Here is a 26,057-nt window from a genome sequence, read left to right on the forward strand (position 1 = left end):
TTGTGCTTATATCGTTTGAAGGAATTGACGGTTGTGGCAAGTCTACACAGATCAACCTATTAAAGAATTACTTTGATACTAATGGGATTGATTATTCTGTTTTTCGTGAGCCCGGTGGAACAGAAATATCAGAGAGAATTCGTACTCTTCTTTTACATGAAATTGAAGAGATGCATCCGGTAACTGAATTGTTGCTTTTTTCCGCCGCAAGATCTCAGCTCATCCAGGAAAAAGTTCGTCCGCTATTAAAGGATGACAAAATTGTAATTTTAGACCGATTTTACGATTCAACTACAGCTTACCAGGGCTATGGCCGTAAATCTGTTGATTTGAAAAGTATACGGGTTTTGAATGATCTGGCCACTCACCATACTGTGCCTGATATCACTTTTTATCTGAAAATCTCTCCGGAAGAAGCTGAAAAACGTACTGACGGTACTCTGAAAGACCGAATGGAAAATTCAGGATCTCAATTTTTTTCTGATGTTAGCGCAGGGTACGACACACTTGCCAAAGAGGAAGATAGAATTTATTCTCTCGATGCTACCCGGGCTCCAGCAGAAATACATTCTCAAATTTCATCAATTATTGAGAACTATCTTTGAGTTTAATCTTAGGCTTTAACCAATAAAAAAGAGCCGGCAAGAGAAATAAATCCGCAAAGAGAGCCGAAACAATAGTTATACAAACCAATGCTCCCATCAACGTAGTTGAGGTAAATGAACTTGTGATGAGAGTGCCAAATCCAACGACAAGTATCAGGCTCGTAATGATTATCGCACGTCCGGTACGAATAGTTGTAGTGGCAAGAGAAGGGAGAAATGCACCACTTCGTATATTTTCAACTCTAAAACGTGCCAGGTAATGGATACTGTCATCCACGGCAATACCAAGTGCAATTGTAAATATAACAGCGGTTGAAGGTTTTATATCAAGATTCATGTAGCCCATTAATCCACCGACAATTAACAGCGGCACGATATTTGGAACGAGGGCGATAATAATCAATCGAAAATCTTTAAACATAAAAACCATAATTGCTGTTATTGCAATGAGCGCAAGTATGATACTCCAGGCAAGCGAGTATACTATTTTATCGGTTAAATCGGCGTTTAAAATGGTTGTACCAGTAACAATTACATTATGATTTGGAAAAATTTGATCTATTTCTGATGAAACTTCATCCCTGATTTGATTTATTCTCTGTGATCCTGCATCCTCCGTAAAAGCAGTAACACGTAACTTGCTAAAATCAAAATCAACGTACCGGGAGAGTGCTTCAGACCCGTTAATTTCAAGCAGCAGTACATACTGAGCTATTGCGCTGTCAGAAGTTGGTAACTGATTTTGAAAGTTCGTTGAATCCGGATTCATTTCATTATGAATCTGTTGAATGAGTTTGTGCAATCCGGCAACACGATGTATTTCAGGATATGACATGAGAATACTGTCCAATTTTGTAGCTTTTTTCATCATAGCCGATGATATTGCAGAATCGGGTGAGCCGGTATCTATTACAAATTCAAGAGGGAATTGAGGAGAAATATTCTCAGTAAAAAACCGACTGTCTCTCATCAATTGAGTATCTTCACTGATGTCATCAAAAACACGTCCGTTTACATCAAGATTTTTTATACCTATTAAAAAAAAGATCGTTACCAAAATCCCCAGTATAATGATCCTGCCATAGCGCAACCGGGTATAAACTGCGAGTTTTTTAAGCAAACTGTGTGCCCAAGGGTAAAATGCGCTCGATTTTTCATCTACAATTCGCTTTTTTCGGGTCAACTTAATCGCTGCAGGTAGAAACACAATGGTGATTAGATAAGCAATTAAAACACCTGCGGCAGTATAGATTCCAAAACGTTTCATAGGTACAACAGAACTGCTGATCAGAGAAGCAAACCCGATTGCTGTGGTTATACTGGTTAAAAACGTTGCACTTCCCAACGTCTTCAACATCTCGATGATCGATTTCTGTTTATTTAAACCGGCTTCTCTTGCATCATCATACTTAGAGATCATGTGAACGGAATCTGCAATCCCTACACAAAGTAGTATGGGGGCAATGGTAGTACTCATAACTTCGAGATATCCTCCCGTAAGCTGCATAATTGCCACAGTAAGCAGGAGAGTGGCCCATACAATCACCATGGGATAGATAATGCCCCAAACAGTTCTATATATATACCACAATAAAATTATTATGAGGAGAGATGAAATAACGATATATATCACAATCTCATCATTCAGCATATTTACATACTGATTCCTGAAAAAGGGAATCCCTGAGATATGGAATGAATAATTATCCTGATACTTCGACAATATCTCGTTCACACGGTTTATTATTCTCTCCTTTACTTCATAGGTATTTCTGGATTCCTCAATCATTAACACGATGGAGGTAGCTGTACCGGATTCATTGACAAGATAACCGGAGAGGAGCGGATCAGAAGTCATCTCTTTCTTCAGTCTGTCAAGATCAATCACTTCAAAATTATTGCTTTCGAGATATGAAGAAAACTCAAGAGAGTTGTCCGATGACTGAACCTGTTGAGCATCCCAAAGTGAAAGTACATTTTTTATATCTTCAATCTCTTTAAATTGATCAGTCATCTCTTGTAGATCCGCTAAAACATCTCTGCTGAACAGGGAATCAGTTTTGAACCCAATCAACATTGCATTGTCATCTCTTCCAAACTCCTGCTCAAGGAGGGCATAATCTTTTAGTACAGGATCGTTCTGGGGGTAAAATCCTTCGAGATCAAAATCAGTACGAATATTTGATGCTGGGTAGATGGCCAAAAAGGAAAGGAGCACTATACCTGAAATAACTGATTTTGGATAGGCTGTAATAAAATTTCCGAATCGCTCCACTATATAATCACTTGTGTGTTTGATTTGTTCAGGAGACGAAACCTAAAGTACCAGAAATGAATTCCATTTTTTAGAAATAGAGTGCAATTTTGGAAAAAATAAAACTGTTCTGTCGAAATTGACTAAAAGAGAGATGTCCTGAAATTTCGTTTCGCTTCTCACCTCCAAAAAGATTTGAACCCACTGTAAGTTGCAGATTATCATTCAACTCATACTGTCCCTGGATTTGAACCCAGAAATCTTCTTTATCAATATTATACCTGGAGAGTGTCAGTAATTGCAGACGATTTCTCAAAAGAGATTTCGTTGCAAAAATGGTAACATATTTATAGATCTCTTCTTGAATAATTTGCTCATCGTAATTAAAAATTCCTTCCACAAAAAACTGGGTTTCTATTGTCGTATCGAAAATCTCCGTCCGAAATCCTGCCATTGAATGAATCCATGGTTTTGTAACAAGAAAACCTTCATTTGGATCAACAAGTCCAAAAAGGTCGATAAGATTCTCAATGCCTGTCGATAAATTCAGATCATTTATATTCGAAAAAGGTATTCTTGTAAAAAGTTTCTTATCTACAAATAATGCTTCTCCAAGCAAGAATAATCGGGGGTGTATTTTAAGTGTAGTTGATAAGCCGCCCATCCAGGAATTTTTATAAGATTCAACTAACTCGATTGAAAGTGGATTCGTGAGATTATTTGTTGTTAGTGATAAATCATAGGCGGGGGTTGGATGTGTCCATCGCATAAGGAAAAGATCAATATCTGCTATTTGTGGAGAGAGCAGATTATATCGTAAGACAGCTTGCAGATCTTCCAGTTTAAAATTTGATTCCTGGTTTTTGGTTCTAACGGGAACAGGGGAGAGGGCATTGGAAATTTGCAGGGCTGGAAACCACCTGGAATCTGCATCTGGTAACAGGTCGCGCTGAAAAAAAGGAGCGACCACAAGTTGAAGTGAGTTTTCTCCAAAGTACCGAATAGCGTTGAAAGAAGTTATTCCGAGGCGTATATCCTCAGCAGAAACAGTTAAAAATTCACGAAGGTCAACCGGTGAAACAATATCTGTTATGAAAGATCCATTCGCCCGCCCCCAAATTATTTTTTGATGACCAATACGAAGATCGTAACGCCGGAGAAACCATTCGATATATGCTTCTTTCAGTTGAAATTCAATATCCTGTCCCTGGTCAAACCGGTGGATGAGATCAAGTTCAGTTTTCAGTCCACCGAAATTTGTTGGTTTATCAAATCTGACTCTGAATCGATTTCGGGCCGCAAGGAATTCATAATCATTAGATGTTTGGGCAGCAAGATAATTTTGAACAACTCCATTAAGGTTCATTTGTGATTTAACGATTCGTAAATCACACGATAAAATGAGGAAGAGAATGAGTAAACTGCGAATTAAATTTCGTAACAGAATAGCTATGGATTTAATTTAAAGGTTTATTGTCAAATTTATTGATGCTTAATCAAAATATGCGTAATTTTATCGCATTGTGGATGTATAGTATCTACGATCCTCTATATCACTCAACTCTGAATTAAAACCTTTCATTTCCGAAGTAAATGACACTTATGGCGCACGAAAGAATTGAAGTAGACTTACCTTTAGCCAAAGTTTACGAATTATTATGCAATCCTGTCGATTTTCCAAAATTTCTTGACCGCATCGATTTAGTAGAGAAAGTTAATTCTCAAACTTTCAACTACAAAACCACTATTGGCGGTGAAGAGTTTCAATGGACAACCAATATCATTGATAATCTGAGAAATACCCGTTTTGCCTGGATTACAATCAACGGTAATCTGAATCAAACCGGCACTATTCGGTTCACTCCGCTTGATAACGGAGAACGTACGCGAGTTGATTTCTCATTGGATTATCGAACATTCTTTGGAGAAGCAGAAGAAGATTTGGCTAACTTCATTGAAGGACTTCCGGAACAACTTGCTAAGGATCTGCAAAAATTTAAGGAACTTGCAGAGACCGACACATTTAAAGAAGCAAAAATTGAGGAACCGGAAAAAACTGAAAGTGAAGTAACCGCTTAATCAGATTTTTGAACTTACTGAATGCGACTTGGTCTTACCGGGTCGCATTTTTTTTGTCTTGTTTTTAAATAAAGGCTCGAATGGTACTTTCTTTTAAGGATTTTAAAACATCTGCAATAGCTAAGCATCCGTTATATGCGGTTATAGGTCATCCAATTAGCCACTCGTTATCCCCAATCATGCATCAAACCGCATTAGATCATTTTGGAATTGATGCAGAATATATTGCTCTGGATCTGCCCCATTCTCAACTTCGAGAATTTATTCCGTGGTGTAATCATGATAATTTTCTTGGATGTAATATTACTATACCACATAAAGAGACTTTTAATAGAATTGTGGATGAGATCGATCCTTTTGCTCAAAGTGTGGGTGTAGTAAATACACTTGTGAAAAATAAATATAAACTCATTGGTTATAATACTGATGTGTTTGGATTCCTGGAACCATTGAGTCCCTACATCGATGATCTTGAGCATTCACGGGCCATTATTTTTGGAACGGGGGGAGCAAGTAAAGCCGTAAAAGTTGCACTTGAATCAGAAGGATACGAGGAACTGATTTTTATCTCACGCCGGCCGAATCAAAAAAAAATTACAAGTGATCGCTCAGACATTAAAGTTTTGGATTACAATCAATGGCAGGCATTTGCAGATGAAGCTGACCTGTTTGTAAATACAACACCGGTGGGTATGTATCCCAACACAGATGATACATTTTTAAGAAACGGTGAAGCAGAATTGTTTACAGGAAAAATCTGCTATGATTTGATTTACAATCCGCTGCAAACAACATTTTTGAAACAAGCGACTCAATATGCAGCCGCTACCATAAATGGATTGGATATGTTGATCCATCAGGGAAGTAAATCATTTGAACTATGGACCGGGCATACATTTCCGGTTGATAAAATTCACGAAAAGCTAATAAATCAATTACAATTCGATTCATGAAACTGATCAGGCCTTCTGTTTTTTCCGAATCTTCTAAGATTGTTGCTGCGTTTACAGAATCAAATCGAGATGAAAATACTGAGAGCAGATCCAAAGACGGACTCAATTTTGGATTGAAAAGTTATAAAAATAGATCAAGTCTTGAGAGCAATTATGAAGATTTACTAAATGAACTGGAGTTGAATTCCGGATCAATCGCCCTGGCCAAACAGGTTCACGGATCAAATATTCAATTTGTTAAAGAACCTGGAATCTATGCGGATACAGATGGATTGATCACAAACAAGAGAGGGCTTTCCCTTGGTATCCAGGTAGCCGATTGTGCTGCTGTTCTCATAGCCGACGAGGATAATGGTATTATTGGGGCATTTCATTCTGGCTGGCGGGGAGCAGTTGCTAATATTATTCCAAAAGGGCTTAAAAAGATGGAGGATTTAGGTGGAAAAGTTGAACATTTTAAGGCTTATATCAGTCCCTGTATTTCAGAAGAGATGTTTGAAGTAGGAGAGGAGGTAGCCATACAATTCCCTGAAAAATTTGTTGATCGATTTACCTACACCAAACCACATATTGATTTGAAAGGTTTTCTAAGTGATCAAATGGAAAAAATCGGTGTGAAAAAATCGCAAATTGAAGTTTCTTCAGAGTGTACGATGCAGGACTTGCGATTTTTTTCCTACAGAAGAGAACGTGAAAAAGCCGGAAGAATGTTAGGGCTGATAAGTTTAAAGTAAAGAAAAAATCATTGCGAGTAAGTTATTCACCGCACTATGTAGCTCCGTTGCCGTCTGAGCATATTTTTCCGATGAAAAAATTTTCAGGGCTGTACGAGTATCTTATCAGCCAGGGTGTTATCGATGATAAGTGTGTTATTGAACCGACGCTTGCAGACTTTGTCAATTTGAATCTTGTCCACACGAATAGATACAGTAAGGGTGTATGGACAGGTGATTTGAACAAAAAAGAGATTCGAAAACTTGGACTTCCATGGTCAAAGAGTTTAGCTATACGATCCAGGCTGGCAGTTCAGGGCACAATTAATGCAGGAATTATGGCACTTCAGGATGGAATAGCCGGTAACCTTGCAGGTGGCACACATCATTCTATGCCGGATGGCGGAGAGGGATTTTGCGTTTTTAATGATGTAGCAGTTGCCATAAAAGTCCTTAAACAAACAAAATGGGCAAAAAAAATCTTAGTGATCGACTGTGATGTTCATCAGGGAAATGGTACTGCAAAAATATTCAGTAATGATCCCGATGTGTACACATTTTCAATACATGGTGAAAAGAATTATCCGTTTGTGAAACCACCATCCTCTTGCGATATTGGCTTGCCTGATGGGACAGGCGACTCAACATATATGAAAAATTTAACAGACGCCTTGAGTACAATTTTTGAAAATTTTGTACCTGATCTGGTTTTTTACCTTGCTGGAATAGACCCGCTCAAAAGCGATCATTTTGGTCGATTGTCCCTTTCTCTTAGCGGATTAAGAGAACGAGAACATATTGTCATCGAGACAGTTACTCAAAAAGGGTATCCTCTCGTACTTTTACTATCTGGCGGATATGCTCCAACAATTACACAAACGATTGAAGCGCATGCAATTATGTTTGAAGAAGCTATGATTATTTCAAAATCCTACTTTCATTGAACATTTCCTATTTTTAGATGGGCTATGCAAATGAAGATATTTGTTTACATGAATTGAAAAGATCTCATCTCTTCATTTTCCAGAATGAACCTTTTTGGGATGCTCAAACGAAGAAAATGTTGATTGATGCAATGAAGTTGAATTCCATAGCACTTAGAAGCATATTTTAAAAAACAGAAATAAGGTAGAATAATTTGTCTGATAGAAAGATTGCAATATTTGGTTCTACAGGGTCTATTGGTACTCAGGCACTGGATATTCTAAAAAAGAAAAGAGATCTGTTTGATGTTGATGTATTGACAGCCAATAATAACTATAAAAAACTTGCAAGACAGGTAAATGAATTTCGTCCGTCTTGTGTAGTGTTGGCGAATCAAGAGCATCAAAAAAAGTTTAAAAATCTTCTCTCCTATACGCCTGCTCATCTTTTATTTGGTCAAACTGCTTTAGAAGATGTTGCTGAGAGTCATGAGTACGATTTACTACTGAACAGCCTTGTGGGATTTGCAGGCTTTATGTCGACTTATATCGCTCTGAAACGAAGAAAAAGGGTGGCATTAGCTAACAAAGAATCACTTGTGGTGGGAGGCGAGATCATTACAAAGTTGCCGGCATTTAATGAGGGATACCTTGTTCCTGTAGATTCCGAACATTCCGCTATGATGCAATGTATAGAAGGAGAGAGCAGGGAATCGATTCAAAAAATTATCATTACAGCGAGCGGAGGGCCTTTTCGAAATTATTCTGCAGAACAGATGAAATCGATTACTGTTGAAGATGCACTGAACCACCCCAATTGGGATATGGGTGCAAAGATAACGGTTGATTCCTCAACAATGATGAACAAGGGATTGGAGATCATAGAAGCACACTGGCTCTTTAATATGCCTGTTGAAAGAATCGAACCTGTTGTTCATCCGCAAAGTATTATTCACTCCATTGTAGAATTTGTGGATGGTTCATCCAAAGCACAATTGGGACCTCCCGACATGAAAGTTCCTATTATTTATGCACTTACTTACCCGGAGAGAGTGCCATATCCGAATCCAACACTTGATTATTCCAATAAAATGGAATTGGAATTTTCTCCTGTTAACTTCGAACTGTTTCCCTGTTTGCGATTGGCTATGAATGCAGCAAGGGAAGGGGGTTCAGCTCCGGCTGTTCTCAATGCAGCAAATGAGATTGCCATCGAAAGATTTTTAAGTAAAGAAATTCATTATATTGACATCCCAAAAATAATTGAATCATCGTTAGAGCAAATTAAATCAGATAAGGAATTAACACCCGATACGTTAATGAATATTGACGAAGAAACGCGAAATTATGCAAATACATTATTGAAATAGCATGGATTGGATTGTAAATACATCATCTACAATTCTCATCTTTATTGCTGCAATTTTTATACTTGTCACCTTTCATGAATTGGGGCATTTTATTGCAGCTAAATACTTTAAGATGAGAGTCAATAAATTTTCTATTGGATTTCCACCCAAAATATTTGGTTTTCAAAAAGGTGAAACTGAGTATGTGATAGGAGCTACTCCTTTGGGGGGATATGTACAGATTGCCGGAATGATCGACGAAAGTATGGATGATTCCTTTATCGATGAAGAGGTAAAACCTGATGAATTTCGAAGCCGGCCTGTTTGGCAACGAATAATCGTAATCCTTGCCGGCGTGATCTTTAATATGATTCTTGCCGTGATTATTTACACTGGAATGACCTGGAATTATGGGGAAACAGTTATTCCCACTTCGTCCATTGATGGTATTTATGTAGCGGAAAGTTCATTGGCTCATGAAATTGGTTTTCGTACCGGCGATCAATTGGTAGGCATAAACGGTGAACGGGTACAGTATTTTAACGAGATATTTAACCCCTCCAAATTAACGGATCGCGATTTAAGCTTCATGGTGAATCGGGATGGTAGAACATTATCGATCTCAGCACCTACTGATTTTCTGGATCGCATTAACCAGGAGGGGGGACGCTTTATTAATGAAACCCATAGTTTGCCAAGTTCAATTTCAAAAATACAAGAGGGAAGCCCGGCAGATAGTGCAGGAATACAGGCTGGAGATAAAATTGTAGCCGTTAATGGCGAATCTGTAAACTACTGGGTTCAATTAGTGAATCATATACAAAATGCGGAAGGCAGCCTGCAATTTGAAATCAACAGGGACGGGAACATTATTGAGAAATCAGTTACACCAGATCCTGAAACAAACACTATCGGTATTCATTCACCAAATCCAGCAGAGTTTTTTGATTACGAAACAAAACAATATAACCTGGCAAACTCATTTGTAATCGGCGTATCCAATACAAACGATACATTTTTTGGAATCATCCAGGGGTTGGGCCGGATGTTTTCTGGAGATATTTCTGTGAGAGAAAACCTTGGCGGCCCGGTTGCCATTGCGAGTATAACAAAGCAAGCTACTGACGCCGCCGGATGGAGAGGGTTTTGGAATATCACTGCATTTTTAAGCGTTACTCTTGCCATTATGAACATGCTCCCAATTCCCGCATTGGATGGAGGTCATTTCATGTTCCTGGCTTACGAGGGTATTACACGAAGAGAACCTTCACCAAAAGTTAGGATGGGATTACAACAACTTGGTTTTATACTACTAATCGGTCTCTTTATTCTGATAACCTTCAATGACATACTTCGCACCTTTGGAGGATAGTAGATGTTAGCCAGGGAAGGGTACAGTACTATTCTCGTTGTCTTCTTATTTAGCATATTTGTTGCTATCGGTACGTGGTTTGGTCCTCAGTGGCTCGGATATATTATCTATCCATTATTGATCATCTTCTGTGCACTTATTCTATATTTTTTTAGAGATCCTGAAAGAATATCCCCATCTGATGATCATTTAATTCTTTCACCGGCAGATGGACGTGTTGTACTCATCCAAACGATAGAAGAGAATGAATATATTGGTGAAGCTGCTACACAAATAAGCATTTTTCTCTCACCTTTAGATGTACACGTAAATAGAGTTCCTGTATCAGGTGAGCTTGAATTTGTGAAATATTACCCCGGTAAGTACCTGATGGCCTGGGAAGATCATGCTTCAGAAATGAATGAAAGAGCTCACTTTGGAGTAAAACATTCGACGGGACTTAAAATTCTTTTCAAACAGATTACCGGTTTTATGGCAAGAAGAATTGTTTATCATCTGAATGAGGGTGAGAATGTCCGGGCGGGACAGCGATTTGGAATCATGAAATTTGGATCAAGAATGGATGTAATTTTGCCTGAAAGTGTTGATATTAAGGTCCAAAAAGGAGATCGAACTGTTGCAGGCGAATCCATAATTGCTGAAATAAGTTAATAATTATCAGAATTTTATAAATCAAAGCTAAATTTTGATAGATTTTTTCAAATACTGATGAAATATCCCATCCAAAAAAAAAGGTTTAGAAAACGATTTAAGAAAAAGAAGCTTAAACCTATTCCGAAGATCATTGTACCCAGCTTCTTTACCCTGATGAATCTCTTTTGTGGATTCCTTTCTATTATAATGGTCCATGAGGGCAATTTTGTAAATGGAGCGTGGCTGATTGTACTGGCTGGTATGTTCGATGTGATGGACGGATTTATGGCCAGGCTCACCAATTCAACCAGCGAGTTTGGTATGGAACTCGATTCGGTCAGTGATGTGGTATCTTTCGCTGCAGCTCCTGGTTTTTTTCTGTATAACTTTGCATTTCATGAGCTTGAAATTATTGGAATTTTGTTAAGCGCACTGGCTCCATTATGTGGTGCAATACGTCTTGCAAGGTTTAACGTGGAATCGAAAATTTCTGAAATTAACTATTTCAGGGGATTACCAACACCGGCATTTGCAGTTATGATTTCTGCTTTTTTTCTAACTTTCCAAAATCGGCTTGATTGGTTTTCAGGATTTGAAAACGGTGTCATTTCTGTGCTTATACCCGTAGTAATTCTACTCTCTTTCTTAATGGTAAGTACCATTCCTTTCGACAAGATTCCAAAATTCGACAGGCAGTCTATTAAAAAGTACAAGAACCGTCTGATATTACTTGGAATTTATTTTGTTATAATTGTTCTTTTGCAGGATATAGGGCTTATGATTGTGTTCACATTCTTTATTTTAAAAGGGTTAGCACTTGGAGCATATATCTTTTGGAAACAAGCTTTTACAGACGATCCTGATCCACTGGAAGACAACAGCATTTAAAGGGCAGAGGCCTGTTTTAAAAAATCGTAGAGTTTGGAAGCATTCTCTTTATTAAGGGGTATCACCCGGCTCTCAATTTCATTAAAATAATACCAGGCGTTCTCGTTTTTACGTCGGAATCGAACACATTTATCACTCTTCACAAAGTTATTATATAAACTTTTATCAGGCATCTGATCAACTTTTAGTTTATAAAAATCTGATACAGGATGTTTTGCCTGAAATATCACTTCATTGCGAACTTTATAGATCGATTCAACAACTTCATCCTCATGTTTTACAATAATTTCAACCTGGCCGTCTTTCACTTTAAAAAAGCTAAGTAAAGCTAAAGCAAACATCGAAAAGGAAGCTAATCTTATGTAGCCAACCCAAAGAACATTATCTATCATCTGATAAATTACGAACAGTACGACAGCGAGAATTAAACTTACCATTGAAATGGTAGGCCAGTATTTAGAATACTTTTCTTTGATTACAAGCTTTTTCATGATAAAATTCGCTTTTGAATGCTTTTTCCTTCAATTGTGAAGTACTGTCTATATAAATTCGCTGTTAAACAGGAGTGAATAGGGCACACCCATACCTTTTCAGACACTTCAGGAATTCCCTGTATCGTTCCGTGTTCTTGAGATATCGCTGATATAAACAGATCTGTTTTAGATATATTAGAGTTTGGCGAATAATTAATGATCTGTCCGAAATTTTTCAGATTATTTGATTGAAGAAACTCCTTCGAAAGATGAACTGCACCACCATGTAATATAGTTCGGCCTGCATCGGGAATTTTTTGTGCAATCGGCAGGATTGAATACAGAGCTACATCATCAAGTGTACAACTACCAATTTGAACTTGCATAAAATCATAAAAAACAAAGTTTCCCGGTGTCATTTCATCCAATTCACCCAGGCGCCCGGATGTGCTTGCTGATGGTGTATCTCCCATAGAAATTACGGCTTCAGGAAATTTAGATTTTAAATCACACAGGATATCTATAGTTGGATTGATTATTTTTTGGATCTCATTTTTTGATGTTGCCGTATAAGTTCGTCCGTCATGAACGTAGAAACCATGAAAAACACTTAGTTCCTGTTTATCTGATTCATCAATTAACTGAGAAATTAAATCGACATCCTTATGTGAAATGCCGCTGCGCCCGGTTCCGGGGTCAATTTCAATGAAAAACTTAAAAGGTTTACTAAGCTCTTTATTCAAAAATTTTAAATCTTCAACCGAATTGATAAATAAACGGAGTGATGCTTGATGTTCAATCTTTTTAAGAGCTTTCGTCTGTTGCCGAAAAAATGGAAATGCTATAGTGATGTCATCCCAACCATCGTCAATAAAATAGTTTGCCATAGAAACAGATGAGACTGTAATACCGGACACACCGGCGTCCCGAAACCACCCACCGATTGTTTGGGATTGATGTGTTTTAAAATGAGGACGAAATACGCAATTTGCATGATCTGCCCGCTCAGCCATTCGCTTAATATTTCGTTTACACCGCTTGGAATCCAGAACAAGAAATGGCTGTTGTTGTCTACTAATAAAACTCATAGGTTATTTTTACATTTAAATTCAATCTCTAAAAATAGGAAATGCACACGAACGTTAAAGGTCTTATTTTGGACATTAAATTGAGGACTTTGTTTGCAAAAACCTGAAAAGAAAATAATTGGCCGAGTTGAAAAGATAGACTTGCCAAACCTGTCTCTTTTTAATCTTGATGCAAAAATTGATACGGGCGCTTATACATCAAGCCTGCATTGCTACAAAATTGAACAATTTGTTAAGGATGGTCAGAACTGGGTAAAATTTAATGTCCTTGATCCGGATCACCCCGAATATGAAGGGAAGCTTTATGAAAGTGCAGTTTATAAGGTTAAAAATGTAAAAAGCTCAAACGGGCAGATTGAAGAACGTGTAGTTATAAAACAGAAAACCAGGTTTCAGAAGTACAACAGAACGATGGAACTCTCCCTTACAAACCGCTCCGAAATGAAGTATCCAGTACTGATAGGACGGAAGTTTTTGGCCGGAAGTTTTCTCGTCGATGTATCAAAAAAATATTTACTTAAATAGCTTAAATATATGCCAGACAAAGAATTAAATATTGTAATCTTATCAAGAAATCGAAACCTCTACTCAACAAAAAGGCTCATCGAGAGTATTGAAAACAAAGGTCATAAGCCTGTCGTTTTAGATCATTTGAAGTGTGATATTGTGATGGAACAGGATAAACCTTCTGTCTATTACAATGGAGAAAAAATTGATAATGTAGCAGCCGTTATACCACGAATTGGAGCTTCTGTTACCTTCTACGGAGCTGCAGTTGTACGGCAATTTGAGATGATGAATATACCCACCGTAGTAGAATCACAGGCTTTAGTTCGATCGCGAGATAAATTGAGAAGTCTCCAAATTCTTGCACGGTCGAATGTGGGGATGCCAAAGACGGTTTTTACCAATTACAGTAAAGAAGTAACAAAACTAATTGACAGTGTGGGTGGTGCACCATTGATTGTTAAGCTTCTTGAAGGTACGCAGGGATATGGAGTTGTTTTAGCCCCGACAAAAAAGGCGGCCGAATCAATTATTGAAGCATTTCATAGTATGAAGGCCCGGGTTATTGTCCAGGAGTTTATTTCTGAAGCTAAAGGAGCTGATATACGTGCTTTTGTGATTGACAATAAAGTAGTAGGTGCGATGAAACGGCAGGGAAAGGAGGGAGAATTCCGTTCGAATCTACATCAGGGGGGAAGTGGAACTCTCATAAAATTGAAAAATAATGAACGTAAAGCTGCTCTTACAGCAGCTAAGGCGATGAATTTATCCATTGCAGGTGTTGACTTGCTGCAGTCTGAACGCGGACCGCTTGTATTGGAGGTGAACTCATCACCCGGACTTCAAGGGATTGAGAAAGCCACCGGAAAAGATATTGCGAATGAGGTCATTGAATACGTTGAGAAATTGATTGAGCGTTCTAATAATAACACAGGCCGAAGAAAGATTAAAAGCGATGCCTGAATTGTTAGAAATAAATGGCGAAAAAATTGGGTTTGGTGAAGACAGACAACTCAATCTGCGAATTGCTCGCCTTCCTACCTATACAAATATCGATCTGCCTGTAAGAGTTATTCGATCTAAAGAACCGGGACCTGTTGTACTGCTAACTGGCGGCCTGCATGGCGATGAAATCAATGGCATTGAAATTGTGCGGCGTTTAGTTTCGAATAATCTTCTAAAACTGGAAAAGGGTTCGATTGTGGCTATTCCGTTGATGAACGTTTACGGCTTTATACAGAATGTAAGAGGTGTACCCGACGGAAAAGATATCAATCGAAGTTTTCCGGGAAGTAAAAGTGGCTCATTAGCTAAATTGGTAGCTTATACTATCATGAAAAAGATAATTCCTATTATTGATGTTGGAATAGATTTTCATACAGGTGGAAGCAGTCGTGCAAATTTGCCCCAAATTAGATGTATACTCAATAATGAAAAAAACCTGGAGTTAGCAACTGCTTTTGCACCGCCTGTAATTCTTCATTCAGGGTTGATTGATAAAACGTTCAGAAGAGCAGCCTATAAGAAGGAAAAGCACATTTTAGTCTATGAAACCGGAGAATCGCTGAGATTTGATTCTAACGGGATACAAGAAGGAATTAATGGTACACTAAGGCTTTTAAAGCATTTAAACATGGTTCAGAAAGCTCCGGCCCCACATAATTCAGAAATATTTGAGAAATCTGCCTGGATAAGAGCATCTTTTGCCGGTTTGTATCAAGCCAAAACAGAACTTGGAGACTGGGTATTAAAAGGTTCAACAGTTGGAAGCATTACTGATCCATTTGGAAATGAAAAGAAATCATTAAAAAGTAAATATGAAGGACGTGTTATTGGAATTAATAACTGTCCGGTTGTACACAAAGGAGATGCAATTCTTCATATAGCAAAAAATAAATTAGATCCATACAAATAGAATGAGTTCAAATTTAATATTTCATGCAGTATCGAAACGTAAATGGAAACAGTTTAATAAAGGTGGCTATTACAATCCTGAAGGCACCAAACATGAAAATGGAATTGTATGTGTAAAAGCGGACCAACTCAGAAAATATATTAACGATAATTTTGAGGGCAGAAGACAAGTTTTGGTTTTAGTGATCGACAAGTCAAGAGTTATTTCGAAAATTTTGTCCGATACACAAGAAGATCAAATTAGAATTGAAGAGAAAATTAATATGGATGCTGTCCTTGATAAGATTCTTTTAAAACCGAATAAAGAGGGAATCTTTGATATTTCGGTAACTGAAGAGTAACAATTACAGGGATTACACTAATTTCAACCCCTGCTTACTTGTCGTATAATATATATTATGTAAAGTAAGGATGTAAATACCATAAGATGAACAACAATTCTGTCAGTACTCTCCCCTGTTATTCTTCTAAGGCATGTTGGATAGCTTTAAAATCAGGCAGTAAATCTGAATTCTCTACTATTTCGGAATACTCTACGACTCCTTCTGAATTTATAACAAAAGCAGCTCTTTTTGCTACCCCATTCATTCCAAAATAATCTTCATTTAGAACACCAAATTGTCTGGATACTTTTTTGTTAAAATCACTAACCAGTGGAAACGGTAAATTATTTGATCTTTTAAACTCTTTGAGAGTAAAAAAACTATCAACGCTTATCCCTAATATATTTGCATTCAATGAGTTATACAGCTTCATATTATCCCTGTAATGACACATTTCATCTGTGCAAACACTGCTAAAAGCCAATGGAAAAAATAATATTAATACTTTGCCGTCACTTATTTGGTCATATAAGCGAAGATCATTCCCACTCGTATCTTTCAATACAAAATCTTCTACTGTTTCACCTACGTTCATTCATTTAGTCGTTAAATGTTTTCATTTGATTTAATCAGATCTGAAAATGAATATACAGAAGCAAGTACTCCGGAAGCATTGGTAAGTCCCCAGGCCCATTCAAATACGATATAATATTCTTGCAAGATCCAGTAAAAAGTAAACCCACCTGTTAGTAATAAAATTCCCACAATCGTTAATATTTTATTCTCTATTTCTGCACTATAACCTATTGATAATAATACGTATACAATAAGACATATAGCTTGCAGAGACATAAATATAATCTCACCGATAATTTGTGTATCTGCAACAATTAGCTGGGTAATTGGAATTAATAGTGGCAAATAAACCATATAGTTGGGATATCTAAAGATAATAGGCTTACGCTGCCGGATAAATTTCAAAAAAATCACTAACACAAATGATAATGAGAAAGATTGCAAGAAAAGCTGTACTACTTTCTGAAATGGCACATTTACTGAGTGTATAATATCACCAATCAGCCAAATAGTTAATGAAGCAATACCTATGTAAATATAATCTTTTGATTCAGAAGAGTACTTTTTTAGAACAATTAGCAGGGCGACAATTACTGAAAGAATGGAGAATAATTGTGTCCACAAAATAATGTCCTAAGAAGATTTATTCTGAGAGGCTTTTTTATTAATCTCTCGCTGATGTTGTCGTTCATTTTGATAAATAAGCACCAAATCAGCAATCTCTTTTAAAATACTTCGCTCGTCTCGAACCATCTTATTCGCAAGATCAAACAGAATAAGCGACTCTCCCCTATCTCCTTTAAGATTTCTCTCCCAGTCAATTAAAGGAATCCGTTTAAATACATTAATTACGGCCGCCCGGTGTTTTATAATTTTGCTTAAGGTTTTCTGGATGTTTATCTCATCCTCATCCGTCACTTCCTCAAACGTGTCTTTGTAATGCTCAAAATCTGAAAGTTTAATCATCCTGTTTTCAGAAAATACCCGCTCCGTGATAGGTCTGTAGTAATTTACCTGGGCATGATCAATCAGTTTAAGCATATTATAGATAGACATCCCGTCGGGTGGTGTTTCATCATATGGAACAGAATCAATTACATATTTGAGTGCCTCTGCTTCATCGAGAAGATATTCGGCATCGCTAATTAACTCATTGAATTGTTCTTGAGTAATTTCCTGATTTGTCATATTTAAATTGATCTTACTTAAACAGACCAGTTAGTAGATGCTTCAGAAGCATCGTTTTTCTTCTGTTGCTCAAGCAGATCAACAAGAGAAAGTCCTGTGTTCCAGTCTCGGTCTCTGTCTCTTACGGAATGAATGTTATTCTCTTCCTGAAAATCCCAAAATTGCCCAAACTGGTTGTTCTTGTACTCTTTAAGGAAATCAAGCCGTTCCTTTAGATCTTCTTTAGGAACCATCAGTCGAGATTTATCATAAACTGCATCCTCTCTTGATTCAAATACAATATCATAATCTTTACTCATTACAATAGCCTCTTCTGGGCAAACCTCTTCGCAATATCCACAATAGATACAACGAAGCATGTTAATTTCAAACTTCTCAGGATATCGTTCCTTAGGGTCGTCAGAGTTTTCACTCGCTTGCATGCTAATTGCCAACGGCGGGCATGCTCGTGCACAAAGACCGCAGGACACACAGCGTTCCTGTCCATTATCTTCTACAAGAACTGGCCTTCCTCTGAAAATTGATGGCGGTTCCCACTTTTCATCAGGATAGTTAAGGGTAAACGTGGGAGCAAACATCTGTTTGAAAGAATACCATAATCCCCTTAAAATTTCAGGGATGTAAATCTTCTCAAGAAATGAGAGCTTACGTTCCCGCTGGTAATCTTCATTTAGAGCATTAGCAACTGGTTGATCAAGATTCTTTTGCATGCTATACCTTCATTAATAATGTGCTTGTGTTTATCAGTGTGGCAAAATAACTCTTTGGCAGTTTCTGTTCAAAGATAATTCTGCAACTTGAATACTATTTTTGACGAAATACCATCGTTATCGGTACTCCCTGAAAGCCATAGTACTCACGCAGCTTGTTTTCCAAAAAACGTCTGTAATTAGGAGGAAGTTCCTGTGGGTTATTCATAAAAAACTTAAAAACAGGTGGATTGGACTTTACCTGTACTGCGTATTGAATTTTTAGCTGCCGTCCTCTTTTTACCGGTAAAGGTCGTTCCTTCAATATTTTTTGGATGGAATCATTCAGCTCGGGTGTCGGTATTTTTTTCTTGCGCTGTTCGAGAACTTTCTTTGAGTAATCAAGTACTTTTTCAATGCGCAATCCAGTAAGAGCTGAAATTGATATTATAGGGATATAATCAAGTGTTCGCACCTTTCCATGAATGTATTCCTCAAACTCTTTTAAAAGATTTGAATTTTTCTCTGGAACGGTATCCCATTTATTCAGAACAATAATAATACCTTTATTAAAATTCTCGGCCTCTCTGAGAATTCGTTTGTCCTGTTCATCAAAACCCCTCATCGCGTCCAGCATCAAAACTACAATATCGGCATCCTTAATAGAGCGGTCGGTTCGAACGGTGCTGTAAAACTCAATATTCTCTTTTACTTTTGCTTTTTTTCGAAGCCCGGCAGTATCCACAATAATGAATGTGTCGCCTTTGTACTCGAGTTTACTGTTAATTGCATCACGCGTTGTGCCGGGAATCTCCGTTACAATACAGCGGTCACTTTTCAGGAGAGCATTCATTAAACTGCTTTTCCCTACATTGGGCCGGCCGACAAATGCAATTTTTGGGAGATTGCTCTCCTCTTCCTCATTTTCATCCGGCAGAAGTTCCGCAACTTTATCGAGTAAATCTCCTGTTCCGGTTCCACTAATGGAGGAAACCGGGAAAAGTTCCTCAAATCCAAGTCCGTAAAACTCAACTGCTTCCATCCGTTTTTCCTCGTTGTCGCATTTATTTACAACCAGCAGAACAGGTTTATCTTGTTTTCTGAGAATTTCAGAAACGGCCTGATCTAAAGGATGAATGCCCATTTCTGTATCAACAATAAAAAGAATGACATCCGATTCCTCGATTGCCAGGTGAACTTGTTCACGAATTCCGGACGAGATGGCATCTGATTCATTTGGTAAATACCCTCCGGTATCAATTACCGAAAAGTTTTTTCCATTCCAGAAACTTTCTCCATAGTGGCGATCTCGGGTTACACCATATTCATCGTGTACGATCGCTTTTCTCCTCCCGATAAGTCGATTGAAGAGCGTGGATTTCCCAACATTAGGACGGCCTACGATGGAAACCGTTGATGACATACGATAATTATTTGAAGATTCAACACTTCGCTTCAACGTAACATCGAAAATAGAATATGTTACAGTTTTGCATTAAGTTTGAAGTGTATATTATTGAACCGAAAGTTAACAATTTTTTGAACAAAGCATATGCTTGAAAGCGTACATAATATTTTTGGTTTTGCGGGTACCCTGCTCTTCTCTTTTCTTGTTTTCATGTTCTTTGTATTCTGGATGGCCGGTGTTGCAGGAATCGTTCAGGCTGACAGAAAGCGATCCCGTCAAATCATCTTTTTTGGACTTGCCATTTTTGTACCTGTATACCCGGTTATTTGGCTCATTGCAGATATGATTCGTCAAAAGAGGCAGCTTCGGAAATTATAAATGGGTTTCGTCAGTTGTTGATATTTTTAACAACAACTGACTCCTAAATTTTATAATTACAACTATCACCCCAAAGTAAATTCCGGAAGCTTTTTAATCTCACCACCATTCATAGACGATTCGTGAGCGAGCAAGCCAACACAGGTCCAGTTGGCTGCAGTTACCGCATTTGGATAGGGCTCGCGATCTTCCACAATAGACGAAACAAACTCATGTGCCAGATGCGGATGAGACCCTCCATGCCCCCCTCCCTGGATAAATGATAAGTGAGCCGAATCTTCCGCATCGTATACACCGGCTTGTGTAAATGGAGCAATTTCATCCGGCAAGAGATGCCCGTAATCTGGGACTTCGACCCGCTCAGGTATTTCCGGTTCAGGTTTCTTGGCGGTGTGAATGACAGGTTTCTCCCCTTCAATCAGCGGCCATTCGTAGGATTTCTTTGAACCGTAGGCATCAAAACTCTCGCGGTATTGACGAGCCGTATCAAACAAACTTCGATAGATATGTGCGGATACATTGGACCCTTTTAGTTTAATGTGAGCGGATTGAACGGCGAAAGGACATCCGGATTTTTTAGCTAAATCATCACTGATTTTTCCCGAGCCAAAACAGGAGACATACTCGGCAGGTTTATTCATTAACCCAAGAACCGGACTAACAACGTGCGTTGCATAGTGCATCGGTTTCATTCGCTCCCAGTATTCCGGCCATCCTTCCATGTCTTGCGGGTGACTGGCTTGTAAGTACTGTATCTCACCTAACTCCCCTTTTTCATACAACTCTTTTACGAACAAAAATTCACGGCTGTACACAACCGTTTCGGCCATTGTATATTTCAAACCAGTTTCTTTAACTGTATTCACTATCTCTTCGCAATCTTCAATGGTAGTAGCCATGGGAACCGTACAGGAAACATGCTTTCCGGCCCGAAGTGCCATCAGCGAATGTTTGGCATGTAACTGAATAGGTGTGTTGATATGAACCGCATCAATTTCCGGATCCTCCAGCATCTCTTCATATGAAGTGTACCGTGTATCAACGCCAAACTCATCCCCTATTTCATTCAAACTATCCTCCGATCTCTGGCAAATTGCATACATATTCGCATGTGGATGCCGTTGATAAATGGGAATGAATTCAGCTCCAAAACCGAGTCCTACAATTGCAATATTTACATTTTTATCAGCCATGGTCAGATAGTTTTTTATGTTATGATTCACAATTAAATACAGAGTTTGTAATCCATCAGACGGCTGCTTTTGCCATCAGATGGATCTTATATCATGTGTTTACCCGTCTGACCGCAAAATCAGCGGTCTGACGGAGCTTGACTAAATAACTTCAAATAGTCCCTAATTCTATGTCAAAAGCTTCTTCAAAAAAGAAAGTCCATCCTTCGCAAGTTGATCCGGACTCTCTGCAAGTGGCCTCCATATCGCAGCTGCCTTTGCCAAAAGTTCATTATCCTGTGTGAATGTTTCAATGATCACATGCCGGTCATATCCAATCTCTTTCAGAGCCTTCGCAATTCCATTCCAATCAAATTGACCCGTTCCGGGGGTTCCACGATCATTTTCGGCAACCTGGAAATGGTAGAGATTATCGCCGGCAGTTCGGATTGCATCGCCTAAATTTTTCTCTTCGATTCCGGCATGAAACAGGTCGATCATCACTTTGCAGTTTGGATGATCTACCTGATCAATCACCTCACAAACCTGACTGGTGAGGTTTAAAAAACTTGTCTCGAAACGATTGAGAGCTTCCAGGCAGATCGTAATATCTTTGGATGCTGCATAATCAGCAACTTCCCGAAGTTGTGTAACCAGTAATTCTGTTTCCTCTTTTCTTTGGGCATCATCAGATTCCCAAAGTCGGCCTACTTCCGAGGCCAGCGGTCCTACAAAAAGTTCTGATCCCAATTTCTCAGCTGCATCCAGAGAATCCTCCATATATTTCATTCCGTCATCCCGAACAGATTTATCCGGATGAATCAGGTCTCGCCCCCCTCCCATCGCTGCACAGGTTGTGAGTGTGAGTCCATTCTCTTCAACAGCTTTTCGTGCTTTTTCACAATCCAGTTCGGCAGGATCCTCAAGAGGAATCTCAACCGTATCAAACCCTAAATCAGCAATTTTTGGGGCATACTCTTCTATTACTTCGTTGGTAACCGGTGCTGTCCAAAGCCAAAGACTGACGCCAAATTTCATAGAAATTGTTTTTGAATGAAAGTTATTCGGAAATTAATTTTCCCTGCATCATTGTAAAATGACCGGGATAGGAGCAGATATATGGATATGTGCCCGGTGGCGGTACAGTGATTGTCAAAAATACTGTATCTCCGGGTTTAGCTAATACTGTGTTTGCAAGAATTCTCTCCTGTACTGACTCTCCCTGAGGAATGTAATCTGTATCATTAGCCTGTAATGCCGCTACTCCAACAGGATTGATATCTGCACGTTCATTCACTAAAACAATGTTATGGGGCATTTCTCCCCAATTTTCATAGCGTATGGTTAGTGTTGAACCGGCTTGAGCTCGAATTTCGGTTACATCATAACTGAGATCTGCACCTATGGATTTTACAACAACCGTATCACCATCAGCCGGCGTTAGTGAGTAAATCGGCACTTCTGTTTTCAAGTCAAAATCGTACGAAATACCTGCACTTAAAATGCCTACAATTAGAGATAATACAGGCACAGATACCCATTTAAAGTGTTTGAGGAAGTTAATTCTACAGTTCATTTAATTCCGTTAATCATAAGTAATTATCGATTTCCAATTGCAATGATTTATAGAGTACCAAACAGGTCGGGATTTCCCCATCTTTCTGCCAGGATATTTAAATAATCATGAGTACTTTCAGGAAGAAGTCCACGCAAATCACTAAGCTGATTTATCATATCTTCGCTTAAAGCAGGTACAGAATTATCAGGCCATTCAGAAGCGATTCCGGCGATAAAGGCAGATGCAATTACAGAATCTGCTGAACTCAATTTTACCAAATAGTCAGAGACAGAATTTTGTGGTGATTCACCTAATGCATAGTGCGAGGCCACGGATTCTACAACAGATTGTACATTTGCCTTGAATGTACTGTCAGCATTTTCGGGCAGTTGTTTTTGGAGTACATGATCCAAAAAACTGATGTCGTTATTTGCCGCTGCTGCTGTACCTGCATGGCGAATCCATCGATCGTTTACATTCGCTTCGTCCGTCAAAAGTTCGGCTATCGAAATTCCCGCTTTTTCAGATGAGGGCATTTCAGCTACAGCCAGCAGTGCGGCCAACCTGACTTGTGCATCAGAAGCCGAGATAATGCTCACCGGCATTATAAAATCCATCTCTCCGGGAGCATGAGGATTGGGCAATATATCAGCAGCGAGAATTTGATTGAGAACATCTTTGTTCCGGGGAAGTGTCATCAAAGCAGCACGACGAACAGCCGGTGACGGATGATACAGGGCTGACATTACCGACTTATAACTTTCGCTATTTGAATTGTTAATCGCCCCTAATCCATCTAATGTCCAAATGGCATGTAATGCTCCGGGATTTAATCCCAGATGATCCACATTCTCATTTCCGATCAGCTTTACTAATTGTGGAATTACATCTGCTTCGCCCCGTTCAACGAGCAATCGCTGAGCCGTGAGTCTCCAGAACAGATTATCGTTTGAAAGAGTGTTGACTAATTGATCGGGTGTGGCATTTTTGAGATTCAGATCCTTCGAGTGATCAGCATTCTTATATTCAACACGATAAATACGTGCATGCTGACGATCACGCAGGTCATTAACATAGGCATTTCCCGCACCGGTTTCGGCGCCTTCCGGGGTTGGATTGTGCTGAATAACGATGTTGTACCAGTCAAGTACCCACAGCGCACCGTCGGGGCCAACTCTGGTTTGAATGGGGGAAAACCACTCATCCTGGCTGGCAAGTAAACTTCCAAGATTTTTTGCCTTGTAACTACTACCCTCTTTTTCCATAAGAAACTCGCCCGTTAAATGACCCGTTGGGTCTGATACAAAAGCGTGACGGTTCCAATATTGTTCAGGAAAATCGCGGGCGGTATACATTTGAAATCCGGATGCTGAGGTATATCGGCCATGCTGATCCACTTGCCGAACTTCATCGAGTAATGGATAGATTCGGTTTGAATTTGCGATCATCTGGATTCTTGGCGGCTGCCCAAAACCACGAATACTGTTGTAAATTCTATTGGGTACACCGCTGTGAAGAGGGAGATCGCGATTCGCGGTTGATCCAAAAACCATCCCCTCTTCATTAAATCCAATTCCCCATGTGTTATTTGTAGTACTTGAGACATATTCCAGGCTCGAGCCATCCGGTTGAAAACGATAAAATCCACTGCTGAATTGATGCTCCTCTCCTCCAACCGTACCCTCAAAAGCTGAATATCCAACCGTTCCCCAGATCTGATTATCAAACCCATATCGCAGATTACTTGGGCCGGCATGCGTATCAAAAGTACCCCATCCGGTAAAAAGCACTTCTCTTTCATCCGCTTTATCATCACCGTCAGTATCTTTAAGATAGATAAAATCAGGAGCTTGAGAGACAATTACACCATCCTTATAGAGAACAAGACTTGTGGGGATGTTCAGGCCATCAGCAAAAACAGTTACTTTATCCGCTTTTCCATCATTATCGGTGTCTTCGAGAATTTTTATACGGTCGTTTCCTTCCCGGTTATCTGCAAACTTGTTTGGATAATCTACCGTTTCCGTTACCCACAAACGTCCCTGTTCATCCCAGGTGAGATCTATTGGATTGATCACCTCTTCTTCTGATGCAAACAATTTCACTTCAAAATCGGGATCAACGAGGATGTGCTTTCTTGATTCTTCGGGAGGTAAAGGATTCTGAATTTTTTTAATCGGCTCACCAACCGTTCCCCAGGGCTCACCAGGCGGATAATAGGGTAATTCGCCCTCACCAAACGTAAATGTTGGTATATCAAAAATGGCATCCAGTGCCCAGTCACCAATACTCCATCGGAGACCTTGTTCAATCAATTGTTTGAAAGCCATTTTACTCCAGGTTCGCTCATCATGTCCCCATGCTGTGTAAAACACACGGCCCTCTCCCTGGTTCCGAATCCAGGTCCATGGTTCTTCATGGTCATCCTCTACTCTCACGGAGAGAACTTGTTTGTCGGGATTGTGTTTCATGTGGACGTATGTTTCATCCCAGCTTTCAATTGCTGGAACTGCTTCAAACACCGGATGACCGGGTGATAATCGTTTAGTTGAAAATGTACCGCTTCCGTGAGCTTTAAATGCCCCACCCACTAAATTGATATAGGCATCAGATTTGGGAAACATTGCCGAGGCAGAATGAATAGCTACCAAACTTCCACCATCATTAACGTAATTGAACAGTGCTGATTCCTGTTTGCCGGAAAGTACTGTTTGGTTGCCATAAAATATTAAACCGTCAAACTGACTCAGATTTTTCAGATTTAAATCCTTTGTTCGTTCTGTGTAATGAATGTATATACCACGAGATGCAAAATAGGGTATAATCTGCTGAGCTCTCGCCATAGGTTGATGATGCCCGTCATCACCTAAAAATAAAATATGAAGCTGGTTGTCAGAGGTTTGTGCAGCTGACTGTTCGGGAGAAAATAATAGGAATGAAGTGATGAGAAGAAGAATTATTCCGCTCAAATAGTTACTGTAATGATTTTTCATGGAAAAAGGATATGGTTAGAA

Annotated in this window: 26 protein-coding genes and 1 pseudogene; 14 read left to right on the forward strand and 13 right to left on the reverse strand. The window is 39.0% G+C overall.

What is annotated here, in order from left to right:
• The first annotated feature begins 2 nt into the window (after positions 1-2).
• Positions 3-605, forward strand: a complete 603-nt coding sequence (gene tmk / locus U5K72_10195) for a dTMP kinase (protein ID MDZ7719173.1) — start codon at positions 3-5, stop codon at positions 603-605.
• Here the strand turns inward: tmk and U5K72_10200 are convergent.
• Positions 586-2,880, reverse strand: coding sequence for an MMPL family transporter (locus U5K72_10200; protein ID MDZ7719174.1), 2,295 nt, complete (start codon positions 2,878-2,880; stop codon positions 586-588). The genes tmk and U5K72_10200 overlap by 20 nt on opposite strands.
• 70 nt (positions 2,881-2,950) lie before the next feature.
• Positions 2,951-4,225 carry a hypothetical protein gene (locus U5K72_10205; GenBank protein MDZ7719175.1) on the reverse strand — a complete coding sequence of 425 codons (1,275 nt, stop codon included), beginning with the start codon at positions 4,223-4,225 and terminating at the stop codon, positions 2,951-2,953.
• 236 nt (positions 4,226-4,461) lie between these two features.
• Between U5K72_10205 and U5K72_10210 the strand changes: the two genes are divergently transcribed.
• From U5K72_10210 to pssA, 8 genes are all read left to right on the forward strand, one after another.
• Entirely contained in the window at positions 4,462-4,938 is a 477-nt protein-coding gene (locus tag U5K72_10210) for an SRPBCC family protein (protein ID MDZ7719176.1), read from the forward strand.
• 80 nt (positions 4,939-5,018) lie between these two features.
• The gene (gene aroE / locus U5K72_10215; GenBank protein ID MDZ7719177.1) at positions 5,019-5,891 is read left to right on the forward strand and encodes a shikimate dehydrogenase; all 873 of its coding nucleotides are present in this window, start codon (positions 5,019-5,021) and stop codon (positions 5,889-5,891) included.
• Entirely contained in the window at positions 5,888-6,625 is a 738-nt protein-coding gene (gene pgeF, locus U5K72_10220) for a peptidoglycan editing factor PgeF (protein MDZ7719178.1), read from the forward strand. Before aroE ends, pgeF begins: the two co-directional genes overlap by 4 nt.
• A 71-nt stretch (positions 6,626-6,696) precedes the next feature.
• Positions 6,697-7,548 carry a histone deacetylase gene (locus tag U5K72_10225; protein MDZ7719179.1) on the forward strand — a complete coding sequence of 284 codons (852 nt, stop codon included), beginning with the start codon at positions 6,697-6,699 and terminating at the stop codon, positions 7,546-7,548.
• Between the two features lie 194 nt (positions 7,549-7,742).
• The gene (locus U5K72_10230) at positions 7,743-8,897 is read left to right on the forward strand and encodes a 1-deoxy-D-xylulose-5-phosphate reductoisomerase (protein MDZ7719180.1); all 1,155 of its coding nucleotides are present in this window, start codon (positions 7,743-7,745) and stop codon (positions 8,895-8,897) included.
• Between the two features lies 1 nt (position 8,898).
• The gene (rseP, locus tag U5K72_10235) at positions 8,899-10,248 is read left to right on the forward strand and encodes an RIP metalloprotease RseP (protein MDZ7719181.1); all 1,350 of its coding nucleotides are present in this window, start codon (positions 8,899-8,901) and stop codon (positions 10,246-10,248) included.
• Positions 10,249-10,251: 3 nt separating this feature from the next.
• Entirely contained in the window at positions 10,252-10,899 is a 648-nt protein-coding gene (locus U5K72_10240; protein ID MDZ7719182.1) for a phosphatidylserine decarboxylase family protein, read from the forward strand.
• A 57-nt stretch (positions 10,900-10,956) separates the two neighbouring features.
• Positions 10,957-11,769 carry a CDP-diacylglycerol--serine O-phosphatidyltransferase gene (gene pssA / locus U5K72_10245; GenBank protein ID MDZ7719183.1) on the forward strand — a complete coding sequence of 271 codons (813 nt, stop codon included), beginning with the start codon at positions 10,957-10,959 and terminating at the stop codon, positions 11,767-11,769.
• Here the strand turns inward: pssA and U5K72_10250 are convergent.
• A complete protein-coding gene (locus U5K72_10250; protein ID MDZ7719184.1) occupies positions 11,766-12,260 on the reverse strand; it encodes a hypothetical protein in 495 nt (164 codons plus the stop codon). The genes pssA and U5K72_10250 overlap by 4 nt on opposite strands.
• Entirely contained in the window at positions 12,257-13,330 is a 1,074-nt protein-coding gene (locus U5K72_10255; protein ID MDZ7719185.1) for an alanine racemase, read from the reverse strand. Before U5K72_10255 ends, U5K72_10250 begins: the two co-directional genes overlap by 4 nt.
• A gap of 93 nt (positions 13,331-13,423) precedes the next feature.
• Here U5K72_10255 and U5K72_10260 point away from each other — a divergent pair, with 93 nt between their 5' ends.
• Genes U5K72_10260 through U5K72_10275 form a run of 4 tightly spaced genes read left to right on the forward strand, consistent with a single transcriptional unit; the run spans position 13,424 to position 16,092 of the window.
• On the forward strand, positions 13,424-13,855 hold the full coding sequence (locus U5K72_10260; GenBank protein MDZ7719186.1) for a RimK/LysX family protein: 432 nt from the start codon (positions 13,424-13,426) through the stop codon (positions 13,853-13,855).
• A 9-nt stretch (positions 13,856-13,864) separates the two neighbouring features.
• On the forward strand, positions 13,865-14,800 hold the full coding sequence (rimK, locus tag U5K72_10265; protein MDZ7719187.1) for a 30S ribosomal protein S6--L-glutamate ligase: 936 nt from the start codon (positions 13,865-13,867) through the stop codon (positions 14,798-14,800).
• Positions 14,793-15,752, forward strand: coding sequence for a succinylglutamate desuccinylase/aspartoacylase family protein (locus tag U5K72_10270; GenBank protein ID MDZ7719188.1), 960 nt, complete (start codon positions 14,793-14,795; stop codon positions 15,750-15,752). Before rimK ends, U5K72_10270 begins: the two co-directional genes overlap by 8 nt.
• Position 15,753: 1 nt before the next feature.
• Positions 15,754-16,092, forward strand: a complete 339-nt coding sequence (locus tag U5K72_10275; GenBank protein ID MDZ7719189.1) for a hypothetical protein — start codon at positions 15,754-15,756, stop codon at positions 16,090-16,092.
• Between the two features lie 118 nt (positions 16,093-16,210).
• On the opposite strand, the gene U5K72_10280 is transcribed toward U5K72_10275, so the two are convergent.
• The 5 genes and pseudogenes from U5K72_10280 to der all read right to left on the reverse strand — a co-directional run bounded on the left by U5K72_10280 (position 16,211) and on the right by der (position 19,935).
• A complete protein-coding gene (locus U5K72_10280; protein ID MDZ7719190.1) occupies positions 16,211-16,669 on the reverse strand; it encodes a redoxin domain-containing protein in 459 nt (152 codons plus the stop codon).
• Positions 16,670-16,680: 11 nt separating this feature from the next.
• Positions 16,681-17,274, reverse strand: a complete 594-nt coding sequence (locus U5K72_10285) for a hypothetical protein (protein ID MDZ7719191.1) — start codon at positions 17,272-17,274, stop codon at positions 16,681-16,683.
• Between the two features lie 9 nt (positions 17,275-17,283).
• Positions 17,284-17,838, reverse strand: a complete 555-nt coding sequence (locus tag U5K72_10290) for a hypothetical protein (protein ID MDZ7719192.1) — start codon at positions 17,836-17,838, stop codon at positions 17,284-17,286.
• A 17-nt stretch (positions 17,839-17,855) separates the two neighbouring features.
• Positions 17,856-18,548 (reverse strand): NADH-quinone oxidoreductase subunit I, encoded by a 693-nt coding sequence (locus U5K72_10295; protein ID MDZ7719193.1) that lies wholly within the window; start codon positions 18,546-18,548, stop codon positions 17,856-17,858.
• 94 nt (positions 18,549-18,642) lie between these two features.
• Positions 18,643-19,935 (reverse strand): annotated as a pseudogene (der, locus tag U5K72_10300) (ribosome biogenesis GTPase Der).
• Between the two features lie 144 nt (positions 19,936-20,079).
• On the opposite strand from der, the gene U5K72_10305 reads away from it, so the two are divergent.
• The gene (locus tag U5K72_10305; protein ID MDZ7719194.1) at positions 20,080-20,313 is read left to right on the forward strand and encodes a hypothetical protein; all 234 of its coding nucleotides are present in this window, start codon (positions 20,080-20,082) and stop codon (positions 20,311-20,313) included.
• A 65-nt stretch (positions 20,314-20,378) separates the two neighbouring features.
• Here U5K72_10305 and U5K72_10310 read toward each other — a convergent pair whose 3' ends face one another.
• The 4 genes from U5K72_10310 to U5K72_10325 all read right to left on the reverse strand — a co-directional run bounded on the left by U5K72_10310 (position 20,379) and on the right by U5K72_10325 (position 26,036).
• A complete protein-coding gene (locus U5K72_10310) occupies positions 20,379-21,506 on the reverse strand; it encodes a Gfo/Idh/MocA family oxidoreductase (GenBank protein MDZ7719195.1) in 1,128 nt (375 codons plus the stop codon).
• Positions 21,507-21,674: 168 nt separating this feature from the next.
• Positions 21,675-22,523, reverse strand: a complete 849-nt coding sequence (locus tag U5K72_10315; GenBank protein MDZ7719196.1) for a sugar phosphate isomerase/epimerase family protein — start codon at positions 22,521-22,523, stop codon at positions 21,675-21,677.
• Positions 22,524-22,545: 22 nt separating this feature from the next.
• The gene (locus U5K72_10320; GenBank protein ID MDZ7719197.1) at positions 22,546-23,016 is read right to left on the reverse strand and encodes a plastocyanin/azurin family copper-binding protein; all 471 of its coding nucleotides are present in this window, start codon (positions 23,014-23,016) and stop codon (positions 22,546-22,548) included.
• A 92-nt stretch (positions 23,017-23,108) separates the two neighbouring features.
• Positions 23,109-26,036 (reverse strand): PVC-type heme-binding CxxCH protein, encoded by a 2,928-nt coding sequence (locus U5K72_10325; GenBank protein ID MDZ7719198.1) that lies wholly within the window; start codon positions 26,034-26,036, stop codon positions 23,109-23,111.
• Positions 26,037-26,057 lie beyond the last annotated feature (21 nt).

This window comes from Balneolaceae bacterium (genome assembly GCA_034521495.1).
Taxonomy (GTDB): domain Bacteria; phylum Bacteroidota; class Rhodothermia; order Balneolales; family Balneolaceae; genus Rhodohalobacter.

What these genes read in the sequence shown, in the direction of transcription:
- U5K72_10290 (MDZ7719192.1), bottom strand. Translation starts at nt 17,838, where the DNA reads ATGACAAATCAGGAAATTACTCAAGAACAATTCAATGAGTTAATTAGC.
- U5K72_10305 (MDZ7719194.1), top strand. Translation starts at nt 20,080, where the DNA reads ATGCTTGAAAGCGTACATAATATTTTTGGTTTTGCGGGTACCCTGCTC.
- U5K72_10250 (MDZ7719184.1), bottom strand. Translation starts at nt 12,260, where the DNA reads ATGAAAAAGCTTGTAATCAAAGAAAAGTATTCTAAATACTGGCCTACC.
- pgeF (MDZ7719178.1), top strand. Translation starts at nt 5,888, where the DNA reads ATGAAACTGATCAGGCCTTCTGTTTTTTCCGAATCTTCTAAGATTGTT.
- U5K72_10205 (MDZ7719175.1), bottom strand. Translation starts at nt 4,225, where the DNA reads ATGAACCTTAATGGAGTTGTTCAAAATTATCTTGCTGCCCAAACATCT.
- U5K72_10240 (MDZ7719182.1), top strand. Translation starts at nt 10,252, where the DNA reads ATGTTAGCCAGGGAAGGGTACAGTACTATTCTCGTTGTCTTCTTATTT.
- U5K72_10315 (MDZ7719196.1), bottom strand. Translation starts at nt 22,523, where the DNA reads ATGAAATTTGGCGTCAGTCTTTGGCTTTGGACAGCACCGGTTACCAAC.
- rseP (MDZ7719181.1), top strand. Translation starts at nt 8,899, where the DNA reads ATGGATTGGATTGTAAATACATCATCTACAATTCTCATCTTTATTGCT.
- rimK (MDZ7719187.1), top strand. Translation starts at nt 13,865, where the DNA reads ATGCCAGACAAAGAATTAAATATTGTAATCTTATCAAGAAATCGAAAC.
- U5K72_10310 (MDZ7719195.1), bottom strand. Translation starts at nt 21,506, where the DNA reads ATGGCTGATAAAAATGTAAATATTGCAATTGTAGGACTCGGTTTTGGA.
- U5K72_10295 (MDZ7719193.1), bottom strand. Translation starts at nt 18,548, where the DNA reads ATGCAAAAGAATCTTGATCAACCAGTTGCTAATGCTCTAAATGAAGAT.
- aroE (MDZ7719177.1), top strand. Translation starts at nt 5,019, where the DNA reads ATGGTACTTTCTTTTAAGGATTTTAAAACATCTGCAATAGCTAAGCAT.
- pssA (MDZ7719183.1), top strand. Translation starts at nt 10,957, where the DNA reads ATGAAATATCCCATCCAAAAAAAAAGGTTTAGAAAACGATTTAAGAAA.
- U5K72_10225 (MDZ7719179.1), top strand. Translation starts at nt 6,697, where the DNA reads ATGAAAAAATTTTCAGGGCTGTACGAGTATCTTATCAGCCAGGGTGTT.
- U5K72_10255 (MDZ7719185.1), bottom strand. Translation starts at nt 13,330, where the DNA reads ATGAGTTTTATTAGTAGACAACAACAGCCATTTCTTGTTCTGGATTCC.
- U5K72_10325 (MDZ7719198.1), bottom strand. Translation starts at nt 26,036, where the DNA reads ATGAAAAATCATTACAGTAACTATTTGAGCGGAATAATTCTTCTTCTC.
- U5K72_10275 (MDZ7719189.1), top strand. Translation starts at nt 15,754, where the DNA reads ATGAGTTCAAATTTAATATTTCATGCAGTATCGAAACGTAAATGGAAA.
- U5K72_10210 (MDZ7719176.1), top strand. Translation starts at nt 4,462, where the DNA reads ATGGCGCACGAAAGAATTGAAGTAGACTTACCTTTAGCCAAAGTTTAC.
- U5K72_10270 (MDZ7719188.1), top strand. Translation starts at nt 14,793, where the DNA reads ATGCCTGAATTGTTAGAAATAAATGGCGAAAAAATTGGGTTTGGTGAA.
- U5K72_10280 (MDZ7719190.1), bottom strand. Translation starts at nt 16,669, where the DNA reads ATGAACGTAGGTGAAACAGTAGAAGATTTTGTATTGAAAGATACGAGT.